Origin of the sequence: Hymenobacter aquaticus (genome assembly GCF_004765605.1) — a bacterium.
In the GTDB taxonomy this organism is placed as follows: domain Bacteria; phylum Bacteroidota; class Bacteroidia; order Cytophagales; family Hymenobacteraceae; genus Hymenobacter; species Hymenobacter aquaticus.
Genome location: NZ_SRLC01000001.1, coordinates 2,974,741 through 2,988,551, shown reverse-complemented (window position 1 = coordinate 2,988,551; position 13,811 = coordinate 2,974,741). Strand labels below are relative to the sequence as shown.

10 protein-coding genes are annotated in these 13,811 nt (G+C 62.2%); 5 read left to right on the top strand and 5 right to left on the bottom strand.

Features of this window, described 5'->3' with window-relative positions; genetic code table 11:
* Positions 1–21 precede the first annotated feature (21 nt).
* Positions 22–1,173: a DUF4856 domain-containing protein gene (locus E5K00_RS12240; RefSeq protein ID WP_135463500.1), complete on the bottom strand. Its 1,152-nt coding sequence runs from the start codon at positions 1,171–1,173 to the stop codon at positions 22–24.
* 469 nt (positions 1,174–1,642) lie between these two features.
* Here E5K00_RS12240 and E5K00_RS12235 point away from each other — a divergent pair, with 469 nt between their 5' ends.
* The 5 genes from E5K00_RS12235 (at position 1,643) to E5K00_RS12215 (ending at position 7,863) form a co-directional block, all read left to right on the top strand.
* Positions 1,643–2,164 carry a (2Fe-2S)-binding protein gene (locus tag E5K00_RS12235; RefSeq protein WP_135463499.1) on the top strand — a complete coding sequence of 174 codons (522 nt, stop codon included), beginning with the start codon at positions 1,643–1,645 and terminating at the stop codon, positions 2,162–2,164.
* A 99-nt stretch (positions 2,165–2,263) separates the two neighbouring features.
* Positions 2,264–3,286: an FAD binding domain-containing protein gene (locus E5K00_RS12230; RefSeq protein WP_135463498.1), complete on the top strand. Its 1,023-nt coding sequence runs from the start codon at positions 2,264–2,266 to the stop codon at positions 3,284–3,286.
* Complete coding sequence (locus E5K00_RS12225; protein WP_135463497.1) at positions 3,283–5,514, top strand: xanthine dehydrogenase family protein molybdopterin-binding subunit; 2,232 nt, start codon at positions 3,283–3,285, stop codon at positions 5,512–5,514. The genes E5K00_RS12230 and E5K00_RS12225 overlap by 4 nt, the downstream gene beginning before the upstream one ends.
* A gap of 357 nt (positions 5,515–5,871) precedes the next feature.
* Positions 5,872–6,606 carry a DUF72 domain-containing protein gene (locus E5K00_RS12220; RefSeq protein ID WP_135463496.1) on the top strand — a complete coding sequence of 245 codons (735 nt, stop codon included), beginning with the start codon at positions 5,872–5,874 and terminating at the stop codon, positions 6,604–6,606.
* A gap of 93 nt (positions 6,607–6,699) precedes the next feature.
* Positions 6,700–7,863, top strand: a complete 1,164-nt coding sequence (locus E5K00_RS12215; RefSeq protein WP_135463495.1) for an extracellular catalytic domain type 1 short-chain-length polyhydroxyalkanoate depolymerase — start codon at positions 6,700–6,702, stop codon at positions 7,861–7,863.
* An 89-nt stretch (positions 7,864–7,952) separates the two neighbouring features.
* Here the strand turns inward: E5K00_RS12215 and E5K00_RS12210 are convergent, their stop codons facing one another.
* The 4 genes from E5K00_RS12210 to E5K00_RS12195 all read right to left on the bottom strand — a co-directional run bounded on the left by E5K00_RS12210 (position 7,953) and on the right by E5K00_RS12195 (position 13,810).
* The gene (locus tag E5K00_RS12210; protein WP_135463494.1) at positions 7,953–8,240 is read right to left on the bottom strand and encodes a glycine zipper domain-containing protein; all 288 of its coding nucleotides are present in this window, start codon (positions 8,238–8,240) and stop codon (positions 7,953–7,955) included.
* 276 nt (positions 8,241–8,516) lie between these two features.
* A complete protein-coding gene (locus E5K00_RS12205; protein WP_135463493.1) occupies positions 8,517–10,982 on the bottom strand; it encodes an alpha/beta hydrolase family protein in 2,466 nt (821 codons plus the stop codon).
* A gap of 303 nt (positions 10,983–11,285) precedes the next feature.
* The gene (locus tag E5K00_RS23265) at positions 11,286–12,878 is read right to left on the bottom strand and encodes an OmpA family protein (RefSeq protein WP_135463492.1); all 1,593 of its coding nucleotides are present in this window, start codon (positions 12,876–12,878) and stop codon (positions 11,286–11,288) included.
* A 536-nt stretch (positions 12,879–13,414) separates the two neighbouring features.
* On the bottom strand, positions 13,415–13,810 hold the full coding sequence (locus E5K00_RS12195) for an OsmC family protein (protein WP_135463491.1): 396 nt from the start codon (positions 13,808–13,810) through the stop codon (positions 13,415–13,417).
* Between the last annotated feature and the right edge of the window lies 1 nt (position 13,811).

Here is a 13,811-nt window from a genome sequence, read left to right as displayed (position 1 = left end):
ACGGAAGTGGACAAATGTTTTTTACTGGAGCTTAAACTTGGTCTTGATGGCGTTGATGGCCACGTCGGCCTGGGCGTTGGTCAGGCTCCAGGCGCCCTGGCTGCCGGCCATCAGGCCGTTGAGCACCCCGTCGGAGAAGGCCGCGTCGGCGCCGTACTTGGTGCAGAAGCGCAGCGAGTAGATGAAGCCCAGACCTTCACCCAGGGCGTGGGCTTTCACGTCCAGGGCCGAAGCCGCTTTCCAGTTCGCCAGGTAAGACACTGCCGCCAGGGCAATGGTTTCCTCCAGCTCGGTCCGGATGAGGTCGGCCTGGGCCTGCACGCCAGCCGCGTCGTTGTTGACGATGGCGGCGCGACCCTTCAGAAAGGCCATGTACACGGCCGGCGACGCCGGGCCATTCTTCTCGTTGAGGTAGCTGGCCAGGAAACGCTCCCGCGGGGTGGCGTTGATGTCCGTGGTCATAATGGCGTTGTTGGTCAGGTAGCCGTAGGCCAAATCCCAGTTGTGCTCCAGCTCCGAGTACGCCTTGCCGTCCACCACCTTGCTGTTGTTGGCTTTCAAGCCCTGCTCATTCAGCAGCACGTTGTCGATCTGGTCGAGTAGCAGGGCGCCAATCAGGGCTTTCTGGATGATCTGGTTGACTTCGTAGCCCTTGTCGTCGACCAGGTAGCGGCCCAGGCGGCCGGCTTTGCCCTCGGAAGCGGTTTTATCCACCGACTCGCTGGCCGTGGCCAGCTTGGCGAAGTTGTTATCCACGTAGGTGCGCACGGCTTCGGCGTTGGTGACCGAGAACGAGGCCGCCGTGGCGGAGCGCAGCTGTAGGCCCGAGGTGTTCAGCGCGGCCACCGAGAAGGGCGCGGCCGAGTTAGTGTAATAGTTCCGCAGCACGCCGGCTTCCACTTTGGAAGGGGCCGTGGTAGCGGCCACTTTGGCCATGTAGGTGTTCAGCTCCGAGAACATGTCGAGGCGCTGATTCGAGGTCGTCAGGTCGACGGTCGACTGCCCGCTGGCATCCTTAAACGATTCGGTGTACTTCGACGAGGCCGTCAGGGTGCTGGCGTCCATCTTGGCGCGCAGGGCCGGAGCCGCGTTTTCTTCGTTATCGGAGTTGTCGCAGGAGGTAAAGCCAAAGGCCAGCGCCGCCAATACAACCGAAGCGTACTTGAAAGACATAAGAAGGAGCTATTCGGGGTGGTGATTGAGTGCGACAAAGGTAATACGCTATTTGGAATGAATACAAATAGAAGAATGCTTTTCTGGAATATTTCTAAATAATGTCAGCGGCATAGTTTTCTTGGTTAGACAAATGTTTTGGTATTAAACGTTTGATGGTTAATAATATAACAAACATTTGGGCTGCTGATTTAGCTCCGGCGGCTCCGCCGTACTGTCCGGCGAGTGGCCGTGGCAGGCTGCAAACCCGGCGGTAGGAGGGTGGCCGGGCCGGATGAGGCGGCAAGCCGCCCGGGCAGCCGGCAGGCTAATCCGTAAAAAGAGTTTCGCCGGGCTCAACACTAGGCTGCTTCCGGGCGTAAGGATATAAATAGGTCAGCTTGGCCACTTGCCCGCGCTACTGCTTGTCGGGCGCCGCCGCTGCGCCTGCGCCCGGTTCTGTTCTTTCACCACTTATCCGCCCCAGCATATGAGTACAACCACCACCCAGGCCCCCTTGGGTTCCCCGGCTATTGGCCTGCCGCCCACGGCCACTGTCACGCTGAAAATCAACGGCGTGGAACGGCAGCTGGAAATAGCGCCCTGGACCACCCTGCTCGACGCCCTGCGCGAGTACCTCGATTTGACCGGCACCAAAAAAGGCTGCGACCATGGCCAGTGCGGGGCCTGCACCGTGCTGGTCGACGGCAAGCGCATCAATTCCTGCCTGACCCTGGCCGTCATGAAGGAAGGCGCCGACATCACGACCATCGAAGGCCTGGGCACCGAAGAAAAGCTGCACCCGTTGCAGCAGGCCTTCGTCGACCACGACGCCTTTCAGTGCGGCTACTGCACGCCGGGCCAGATCTGCTCGGCCGTGGGCATGCTCACCGAAGGCAAGGCCAAAACCACGGCCGAAATCCGGGAAATGATGAGCGGCAACCTCTGCCGTTGCGGTGCCTACACCAACATCGTGTCGGCCATTGAAGAAGTGCTGAATCAGCCCCGGTGAAATAGTGCGCTGCTGCACGGGTGAGGGGCCGAAACGGCCTCGCCAACCCGCGCCAGCAGAACAACAACTCACCATTTCACTATTTCACCATCTCACCTGATGAACAGTTTCACTTATACCCGCGCCAGTGGCGTGGAAGCGGCCGTCCGTGAAAAGGCGGCCGACGAGGGCGCCAAATTCATTGCCGGCGGCACTAACCTGCTGGACCTGATGAAGGAAAACGTGGAGCGCCCCACCCGCCTGCTCGACCTGAACCACTTGCCGCTCAAAGCCATTGAAGCCGCGCCCGACGGCGGCCTGCGCCTGGGCGCCCTGGCCACCAACGCCGATACGGCCTGGGACGAGCAGGTGCAGCAGCGCTACCCCTTGCTGAGCCAGGCCATTCTGGCCGGGGCCTCGCCCCAGCTGCGCAACATGGCCACCAACGGCGGCAACCTGTTTCAGCGCACCCGCTGCTACTATTTCTACGACCTGGCCACGCCCTGCAACAAGCGGGAACCCGGCTCGGGCTGCTCGGCCATCGGCGGCTACAACCGGATTCACGGCATCCTGGGCACGTCGGAAAGCTGCATTGCCACCCACCCCTCGGATATGTGCGTCGGGCTGGCCGCGCTGAATGCCACGGTGCAGGTAACCGGCCCCAACGGCGAGCGGACGGTGAAGTTCGAGGACTTCCACCGCCTGCCCGAAGACAAGCCCGAGCTGGACAACACCCTGGCTCCCGACGAAATCGTGACGGCCATTGACTTGCCCAACGAGGACTTCAGCAAGAATTTCAGCTACCTCAAGCTGCGCGACCGGCAATCCTACGCCTTTGCCCTGGTGTCGGTAGCGGCGGCTTTGCAGCTGGAGGGCAACACCATCAAGGAAGCCCGCCTGGCCCTGGGCGGCGTGGCCCACAAGCCCTGGCGCGACCCAAAGGCCGAAGCATTGCTCAAAGGCCAGCCCGCCACCGAGGAAACCTTCCGGAAGGCCGCTGCCGCCGTGGTAGAAAACGCCCAGGGCTACGGCCACAACACGTTTAAGATTGAGCTGGCCAAGCGCGCCATCGTGCGGGCCCTCAAGCAGGCCGCCGAAGGCACCCAGCACGCGTCCGACATCTTTACCAACTCGAATCCATGAGCACGACCAACTATATCGGCAAACCCGTCAGCCGCGTCGACGGGCCGGCCAAAGTAACGGGAGCGGCCAAGTACGCCGCCGAATTCAACGTGCCCAACCTGGCCTACGGCTACATCGTGAGCAGCTCGGTGGCGAAGGGCAAAATCACCAAGATTCACGCCGACGAAATTCTGACGCTACCGGGCGTTTTGCAGGTTTTCTCCCACGAAAACGTGCCTTCCCTGGCCTGGTTTGACCGCAGCTACAAGGACGACGTGGCCCCCGGCGGCTCGCCGTTCCGGCCGTTGCAGCACGCCGAGGTGAAGTACAGCATGCAGCCCGTGGCGCTGGTCGTGGCCGAAACCTTCGAGGTGGCCCGCTACGCCGCCGGCCTGCTCCGCATCGACTACGACGTGGAAAAGCACGCCACCGACCTGGAAACCAAGCGCGACGACGGCTTCGAGCCCGGCCGGGGCAAAACCGGCTGGATGCCCCCGCCCAAGCCCCGCGGTAACCCCGACGAGGAGCTGAAAAACGCCGCGCACCGCGTCGAGGGCGAGTATATCCACCTGGCCCAGCACCACAACCCGATGGAAATGTTTGCCTCCACGGTGGAGTTCCTCGGCGACAAAAAGCTCAACATCTACGACAAAACGCAGGGCGCCTTCAACTCCCAGCAGTATGTCACGAAGGTGTTCGGACTCAGCAAGGACGAGGCCCACGTGGTGTCGCAGTACACCGGCGGCGGCTTCGGCTCGGGCTTGCGGCCCCAGTACCAGCTGTTTATGGCCGTGCTGGCCGCCCTGGAGCTGAAACGCTCGGTGCGCGTCTCGATGACGCGGCAGCAGATGTTCAGCATGGGCCACCGCCCCCACACGCTGCAGTACGTGGAGCTGGGCACCAACCCCGACGGCACGCTGGCCGCTATGCACCACCACGCCCTGGCCGAAACCTCGCAGTTTGAGGACTTCACCGAAAACGTGGTTAACTGGTCGGGTATGCTCTACCAGTGCGACAACGTGAAGCTGACCTACCAGCTGGCCAAAATCGACGTGTATACGCCCCAGGACATGCGGGCCCCCGGCGCGGCCAGCGGCTCGTTTGCCCTGGAAGTAGCCATGGATGAAATGGCCTACGCCGCCGGTATTGACCCGCTGGAGTTCCGCCTGCGCAACTACGCCGAGCGCGACCAGAACGCCGACAAGCCGTTTTCGAGCAAGAAATTGCGCGAGTGCTACCACGAGGGCGCCGCCAAGTTTGGCTGGGACCAGCGCAAACCCGAACCCCGCTCCATGCGCGACGGAGACCTGCTGGTGGGCTGGGGCGTGGCTACCGGCGTCTGGGATGCCAGCATTCAGAAGTGCGCCGCCAGCGCCTCGCTGTCGGCCGACGGCCACCTGACCGTGCTCAGCGGCTCCAACGAAATCGGCACCGGCACTTACACCATCATGACGCAGATTGCGGCCCAAACCCTGGGCTTGCCCATTGAGGCCGTCACTTTCAAGCTCGGCGACACCAATCAGCCCGAAGCCCCACTGCAAGGCGGCTCCTGGACGGCCGCTTCCGTCGGCAACGCCGTGAAGCAGGTGTGCGACAAGCTGGGCGAGCAGTTGCTCAAGCTGGCCCAGAAGATGGCCGACAGCCCGCTGAAAGGGGCTGCCTACGAGGACGTGGAGTTCGTCAACGGCCAGATTCGCCTCAACAGCGACATTACCCAAGCTGTGGTGCTGCGCGACATTCTGCCCGCCAGCGGCAAGGACAAGCTGGAGGCCGAAAACACGATGATGCCCAATCCGCTCGGTCAGCTCACCCACTCGATGCACGCCCACAACGCGGTGTTCGTGGAAGTGAAGGTTGACCCCGAGCTGGGCACCCTGCACGTGACGCGGGTAGTAAACGCCGTGGCCGCCGGCCGCATCCTGAACCCCAAAACGGCCCGTAGCCAGGTGCTGGGCTCAGTGGTGTGGGGCATGAGCATGGCCCTGATGGAGGAAAGCGTGATGGACCACGGTTTCGGCCGCTACATGAACCACAACTACGGCGAGTACCACATTCCCGTCAACGCCGACGTGCACGACATCGACGTGATTTTCGTGGAGGAGGAAGACGACAAGGTAAACCCGCTGGGCATCAAAGGCCTGGGCGAAGTGGGCATGCTGGGCGTGGCCGCCGCCGTGGCCAACGCCGCCTACCACGCCACCGGCAAGCGCGTCCGCAACCTGCCGGTTTCGCTTGATAAGCTGCTGTAAGCAGTGGCTTAAGCTGCACTAGCAACGCCCCGGAACCTGAGTGGTTTCGGGGCGTTTTGGTTACTGGGCTAACCAGGCAGCCGTTTTTCCAAGTGAATTGACGTCAGCAACCCATGAGCAAACCAAGCGGGCAATCGTGTACAACTATTTTCAAAAAGCGAAAAATAGTTGTACACCTGTGAAGCTAAAACTGTACAACTATTTTCTGCTTTTTGAAAATAGTTGTACAACGCATGGAGCGGTGGTAGCGCCAAATTAGGCGGGCGCTAGCAGGCTGGACGATAAGTTTTGCCGAAGCTGAAGCGGCAATTGTGGCTTTAGGTTGCGTAAAAGCCGTTTCCACCCGAGCTCTACCCCATGCCCGCTACCTACATTGGCTGCTCCGGCTTCTCGTTCCGCGACTGGAAAGGCGTGTTTTATCCGCCCGACATGCCCCCGCGCCAGTGGTTTGCATACTACTGCACCCACTTCAACAGCCTGGAGCTGAACGTGACCTTCTACCGCCTGCCGGAGCTGGCGTTTTTCGAGAAGCTCTACCAGCAAAGTCCGCCGGAGTTTAGGTTTGCCGTGAAGGCCCCGCGGCAGGTGACGCACTACAAAAAGTTCAGCGCCGCGGCCGAGCCGATTCTGGCCGAGTTTTACGCCACCATCCGGGAGGGTTTGCAGGAAAAGCTCGGGCCGGTCCTGTTTCAGCTGCCGCCCAAAGCGGCCTACACCGAAGAGCTGATGCGGCGCCTAATCGACAACCTGGACCCCGCGTTTGAAAACGTGGTGGAGTTTCGGCACCCGAGCTGGTGGGAAGGGGAGGTGTTTCAGCAGCTGAGCCGGCACCGAATTTCCTTCGTGAGCCAGAGCCACCCGCTGCCCCTGCCCGACGAAGTGGTAGCTACCACCAGTATGGTTTACTACCGGTTTCACGGCGTCCCCGAGCTGTATAAGTCGGAGTACAGCCGGGCGTTTTTGCAGCGCGTTGCCGCCGAAATTGCCGCCCTGCCCCGGCTGGAGCAGGTGTACCTGTTTTTCAACAACGGCATCGGCGGCGTGGGCGTCGGCGACGCGAAGAAGATGCAGGATTTGATGCCGAAGCCCTGACCCAGACGCCACCTTACTGGCCCGATTGTGCGTAGGAAGAAGACCGGCGGCCTTGCGGGCCGCTGCCGTTACTGAAACCACACGTTATACGCAGTGAAAACTTTACTCTCCGTAGCCGCCGCGCTGGCGCTGCTGCCCGCCGCCAGCCAGGCACAAAGCACCATTACGGGCACCCTCGTCAGCGGGGGCATCACCCGCGAGTACCGGCTCTACGTGCCGGCCGCCTACTCCGCCGCCAAGCCCGTGCCGCTACTATTCAACCTGCACGGCTACAGCTCCAACAACCTGGAGCAGGAAGTCTACGGTGATTTCCGGTCCATTGCCGACACGGCCAATTTCCTCATCGTGCACCCCAACGGCACCGTGGATGGCTCGGGCAACCGCTACTGGAACACCTTCACGGCCCCCGGCGCGGGCGGCCCCGACGACGTGGCGTTTCTCTCCGACTTGCTCACCAGCCTGCAGGCCCGCTACTCGATTGATGCCAACCGCGTGTACAGCACCGGCATGAGCAACGGGGGCTTTATGAGCTACGAGCTGGCCTGCAAGCTTAGCAACCGGGTGGCGGCCATCGGCTCGGTGACGGGCAGCGTGGTGCAAAGCCGGCTGAGCGTCTGCACGCCCCAGCACCCGGTGCCGGTCATGGAAATTCACGGCACGGCCGACAACACGGTGCCCTACAACGGCAACATCCTGTTCGTGCCCGTCCCAGCGGTGGTTGACTACTGGGCGCGCTTCAACGGCTGCGCGCCCACGCCCACCGTCACGACCGTGCCCAACACCAATACCACCGACGGCAGCACGGCGGAGCGCTACGTGTACGGCGGGGGCCGCAACGGTAGCGTGGTGGAGCACTACAAAATCATCGGGGGCGGCCACACCTGGCCGGGCGCGCCGGTCACCATCGGCGTAACCAACCGCGACATCAACGCCAGCGTGGAAGTATGGCGCTTCCTGCGCCGCTACCGCCTCAACCAGCTGAGTACGCCGCTGAGCATAGGCAAAGCCCCTGCTGCCGCCGACCTGACGCTCTATCCTAACCCCGCCACTGACTTGGTAACGGTGCGGGCCGCCACCCCGCTGCGGCCCGCCCAGCTCACCGTGCACGACGCCCTCGGCCGCCCCGTCGTCGCCCGCGTCACTGCCGCTTCCGATGGCACGCTGCTGGTGGCAACTGGCCCGTGGGCCAGCGGCGTGTACGTGCTGCGCCTGAGTACGGCCGGCGGCCAGACGTACCAGAAGCTGGTGAAGCAGTAGATAAGTATGGTAAAGCACAAAAAGGCCCCGGATACGAATATCCGGGGCCTTTTTGCGTGGCTGCCGAAGCAGCGTGCTATGCTGGCAGGTTAGTCTTTGCGCGTGTATTCAGCGTGACGAACCGGGTCTTTTTTCTTGTCTTTCTTACGGCCAATCAGGCCCCCGGCCGCGGCACCGGCCACGCCCCCGATGATGGCGCCTTTGGTGCCACCCACCACGGCGCCACCCACCACGCCGGCTCCGCCGCCAATGGCCGCGCCTTTTGCTTTTTTGCTCCAGCCCTTCTTAGGAGCATCCTGAGCCTGAACCGAAGTGGCAGTGGTGCCGAGCATGAAGAAGGCCAGCAGCATGACCATATATACCTTGAACGTTTTCATGACGTTTGAATTTAAAGGTGAAGCAATAGAACTATGTGCCTAAAACGAAGCTCGGCCTGACAAGGTTATAGTCGGCTGCGGTGAAATAAGCCGCGTGTAGCTGGCGCATCCTTTCACGCGTATTCGCGCACATGAATTCTGGGTTGTTGACTACTTGTGCCCGGGGGTATTACCGGCACGGGCCCTGCCGCTAAGTTGCCTGCGCTCAGCAGGCCAAACTAAAAAAGGCCCGCTCCGGACGAGGAGCGGGCCTTTTTGGCGGTAAGAGCCGGCAGCTTAGTTGCCTTCGGTTTTTGTGCCGACGGCACTTTGGTCGGGAGTGGCGGGGGCCGCCGTGGCGGCGGGCGTTTTCACGTACTTGTCGAGCCAGGTGTTCATTTCCCACAGCGTGTGCATCACCGACTCGCGGGCCGCGTAGCCGTGGGCTTCGAAGGGCAGCACCACGTAGCGCACCGTGGCCCCGTGGCCTTTCAGGGCGTTGTAGAACCGCTCACTCTGCAGCGGGAACGTGCCCGAGTTGTTGTCGGCCTCGCCGTGAATCAGCAGCAGCGGCGTCTTGATTTTGTCGGCGTAGGTGAAGGGCGACATGGCGTTGTACACCTCCGGGGCTTCCCAATATGTGCGCTCCTCGGCCTGGAAGCCGAAGGGCGTCAGGGTGCGGTTGTAGGCGCCGCTGCGGGCAATACCGGCCCTGAACAGGTCGGTGTGGGCCAGCAGGTTGGCCGTCATGAAAGCCCCGTAGGAGTGGCCCATCACCGCCACCCGCTTCCGGTCGACCACGCCCAGGCGGGCTCCTTCGTCGATGGCGGCTTTGGCGCTGGCCGTGAGCTGCTCCACGTAGGTGTCGTTGGGCTCTTTGCTGCCTTCACCCACAATCGGAATGCTGGTGGCCTGCAAGACGGCATAGCCCTGCGTGACCCAGTAAATGGGCGAGCCCCAGCTCAGGCGGGTAAAGGCGTAGGGCGAGCCTTTCACCTGGCCGGCGTTGGCCTTGTTTTTAAACTCGACCGGGTAGGCTTCCATCAGGGTGGGCAGCGGACCGTTTTCCTTCTTGTAGCCGTAGGGCAGGTACAGGTTGGCGGTCAGATCCACGCCGTCGGCGCGCTTGTATTTGAGCACCTGCTTGGTGAGGTTGCCGACGGACGCGTAGGGGTTCTCAAACTTGGTCAGGGGCGTCAGCTTGGCGCTTTTCACTTCCCGCAGGTAGTAGTTGGGTGCTTCCTGCTGCGACTCGCGCCGCGTGATGAGGTGGCGCTTGTTCAAGTCCAGAATCGTGACGGGCACCTCGTAGTACGGGGCTTCGGAGCGCCACCAGCGGGTGCTTTTCTTGGTGGCCACGTCCAGCTCGTCCACGAAGGGCCGGTCGCCCTCGGGCGAAGCGCCGGTGCCGATGAAGTACAGCGTTTCGCCCTTGGCATCGGTAGCCAGCACCTCATTGCCGGTGACGTTGCGCTGGGTATAGGGCGTGCCCGGGGCCGTGTACGTGTCCTGCGACGACCGGTCGAATAGCACCACGGGCGCGGTTTTGGTCGTTGGGTTCAGCGTCCAGGTCATTTCCTTGCGGTCGGCCCAGCGGTAGCCTTCCACCAGCGCCAGGTTGGCGTTGCCCCAGATAATGTCGCGGAAGCGCAGGGGCAGGGCGGCTACTTCCTGGGGCTCGGTTTCGAAGGGTGCGGCCAGCGCGAAGATCTTGTCGCGCACCGGAGCCGTAGCTTTCGGGTCGCCGCCGTCCTGGGCTTCTACCCAGTACAGGGTCGAGGGCGCGTCGTCGCGCCAGCCGTGGCTGCGCTGCCCGGTCGGCACGGCGTCGAAGCTGCTGGGCACGTTGTCGGCCAGGGGCAGATCGGCCACGGTTTTCACCAGCAGGCCTTCCATGCTCATAATGTCGACTTGCAGCGGGAAATCGGTGTAGGGTAGGGTGTAGGAGAAGGGCCGGTGGCGGGTTTTAATCAGGGCGTAGCGGCCGTTGGGCGAGGGCGAGGCCTGCTGCACCACGCCGGGCTGGCCCAAGGGCTGCATGCGGCCGGTCACGCTCACCTTCACGACCTGGGCCGTGGCGTAAAACTCGAACAGCTTCTCGTCGGTCGGGTTTTTTAGCAGATCCTGGTAGGTGCGGGCCGGCGCTTTCCGGCCGATGTTTTCCTGCACGGTGGGGCCCATCGGCACGGGACTCAGAATCGGGGTGTCGCCCCGGCCGCCCACGATGGCGCGGGCCAGCAGCGTCTGGCTGTCCGATACCCACTCGTAGGATTTGCCGAACACGCTGTTCAGAAACAGGTTGGGCATCAGGCGGGCCGAGGCCGAGGCCACGTCCAGCAGCCACAGCTCCACGTGCCGGTCGGAGGTGTGGGTGAAGGCCACCTTCGTGTTGTCCGGCGACCAGGTAACCTCGCTGATGCGGGCTTTGGCCGGCAGCCCCTGCACCAGCAGCTCCTTGCCGTCGGGCAGGTGCTTGAGCCGGATCTTGGTGATGTAGCTTACCCGGCTCGGGCCGTTGGTTTTGGGGTTGATGCGCAGCCCGCCGATGCGCAGCTCGGGCTGCGACAAATCGGCAATGCCGGGCATGTCCTGATTGTCGAGCAGCAGCAGCCACTGGCCGTTCGACGAGACGCTGACCCGCGGCGTGCTGGGCGCATCGGCCAGCGCCGCAATGGCCTTGGGCGGCGTCTGGTACATCAGGTCCTGCGCCGAGCTGGTCAGACTACAAAACAGCAGCGTACCGAAAAAGTATAATACTTTCATAGAGAACTAAAAGAGGACCTCGGGGAGCAAACCGAAAAAAGCCGTGTAAGATACGATAAGACAAGCTGCTAGCCGAGTTTATCCTACCGCAAAGACAAAATTAAGCATTTTTGGAAGCTGGATTTTACCAATCGTGAAATTTGTGCGGGAAAGCCCCGGCTGGCAAAAAGTACAATTCTTTTTAGTCTTGCGGCCCTGCGCTTTACCTGGCCGGCTGCGGTCCGGACATAAAAAAAGTGGCCAGCTACGGGAGCTGGCCACTTTTGAGTTACTCACGCTGCCCGGGGGCAGGTGCGGCAGATGTTACTTTCTGCGGGGGGCGGCTTTGCGGACCGGCGCTTTTTTCACCGGGGCCTTTTTCACGGGCGCGGCTTTCACCGGCGCGGCGGGAATCTCGGGGGCTACACCATACTTGGTTTCGGCCGGGTTCGGGTCGCCGGGCAGGTACACGTCGAACTCTACGCGGCGGTTGATGGCGCGGCCAGCTTCGGTAGCGTTGTCGGCAATCGGCTTGGTTTCGCCGTAGCCATGCGACACGATACGGTCGGCAGCAATGCCCTTGCTGAGCATGTAGGTGCGGGCCGAGGCGGCGCGGGCATCCGACAGACGCAGGTTGTAGGCATCATCACCCTTGTTGTCGGCGTGGGCCGAGATGCCCAGCGAGTAGTCGGGGTAGTCGTTCAGGATCTGCACCAGGCCGTTCAGGGTCGGGAACGAAATCGGCTTCAGCGTGGCCTTGTCGAATTCGAACTGGATGTACTTAGTGGCTTCCTGGAGCTTTTTCTTCTCTTCCACCTTCATTTCGGGGCAGCCTTTGTTCGAGGCAGGGCCGGGACGGTTGGGGCAGCGGTCCAGATAATCCGGTACACCGTCGCCGTCTTTATCCAAGGGGCAGCCGGTAGCGTCTACGGCGACGCCGGCGGGGGTGTTGGGGCACTTATCGGCCGAGTCAATCACGCCGTCGTTGTCGGCGTCGGGGCAGCCTTTCAGCTCCGCCTTGCCGGGGGTATCGGGGCAGGCGTCGTCGCCGTCGCGCACACCGTCACCGTCACGGTCGGGGCAGCCTTCCAGCGTGGCCAGGCCTTTTTCGGTGGGGCACTTATCCTGGTAATCCGGAACACCGTCGCCGTCGCCATCGAGGGGGCAGCCGTTCGCATCCACGGCCACGCCAGTCGGCGTACCGGGGCATTTGTCCTTTTTGTCGCCTACGCCGTCCCCATCGGTGTCGATGGTTTTGCCGAAGTTGAAGGTCAGGCCGGCGGTGTGCTGCAAATACCGGTCGTTGATGTTGCCTTTCAGCGTGATGCCGTCAATCTGGTCGGTCAGAATGTAGTGCTGGCCGGTCTGGATGAAGGCCGACACGCTCGATGAGAAGTTCAGGCGAATACCGGCGGCCCCGTGGATATCGAAGGCGTACAGGTCGCGGTTGTCGGGCGTGCCGCCGTTTACTTTAAACCGGTCGGTACTAGCGAAGAAGATGCCGGGCGCCAGGCTCAGGTAGGGCGCGAAGAAGGCATCTTCCTTGAACGCCCAGCCGTTGTTGAGCTTGAAAGTAACGGGAATACCGATGTTGACCACGTTGGCACGGAAGCCGCTGAAAGCCTGTGCGCGGTTTTTGGGCGGATCGGCCGAGAAGGCCATTTCGCCGTAGCTCATGTCCAGACCCAGGTCGATGCCCGGCGTGAGGTAGCGCCCGATCTTCAGACCCGCGCCGAACTCAATCTTGTCGTTGTTGAACCATTCGGAACCATGGTCGCCGTGGTACTGCAGCGTGGAACCGTAGAGGCTGAGGCCGGTTTTTTTCTCGGCGTTCTGGCTGAATCCGTCCCGCGGAGCGGCGGCTAGCAGCGTGAGCCCCAGCACCAAGGCTTTCGGGGAGGTAAGGTGTAGTCTCATAGGATAGAACAGAGGTTGAGAAAGCGCAGTTGCTCTCTATGGTGGTGTGGCTATATACCTGAGGCCGCCAGATAAGGTTGTTGTTGTTCCTTATATCTGTTCTGGGCTCTATCCTAACGCGCTGGCCGCTATGGCTTTCATTCGCTCAATGCCGTATTGTTGAGCTTAGCCAAGCTCGGGTGGCGCCGCTGACTTCCGGCGGGCTTATTGTTGAGCTTTTAACAGTGTGGTTTGGCTGCAACCATCTGATATATAAAATATTATATAAGATGGTTGTCCATCCGGCCAGAGCCCCAATCCACGACTGACGGCCCCTTCTGTATTGCCAACGCCGGCCTGACCGGAGCCGCGCCGCGGCTCTGCCGCACGCTTTAAAAAAGTTAAGCGAAGCCGCTATTTCTGCCGCTACCCGCAGCCGCCCGGCCCGTGCGCCAGCTCAGCCGATTGGTCTCAAAACACGGAAGCATCTCGGCGGCCGGGGCACCCAGTGGGGGCCGCAACCGCGGAGATGCTTCGGTTCAGAAATGCGCTTGGCTTTAGCCGAGCTGCGTCGTAATCGGGACGGCACCCATGAGGGTTTTGTGGATGGGGCACAGCTCGGCAATCTTCAGCAGGCGCTGCCGCTGCTCGTCGGTCAGCGCGCCCTGCAAGTGCAGCTCGCAGTGCAGCTGGGGCACGACGTGGGTGGCGGTACGCTCGAAGGTGACGTGGGCTTCCAGGCCGGTGAGGGGCCACTGCTTGCGGTCGGCGTACATGCGCACCGTAATGCAGGTGCAGGCGCTGAGCGAAGCGGCCAGCAGCTCGCCGGGCGTGGGGCCCAGGTTGTGGCCGCCCTCGTCCAGGGGCTCGTCGGCCAGCAGCTCGTGGCCGCCGTCGGAGGTGATGCGCGTGCGGTAGGGTTCGGTGCCGATCTGGCCTCGGAGCGTGGGCATG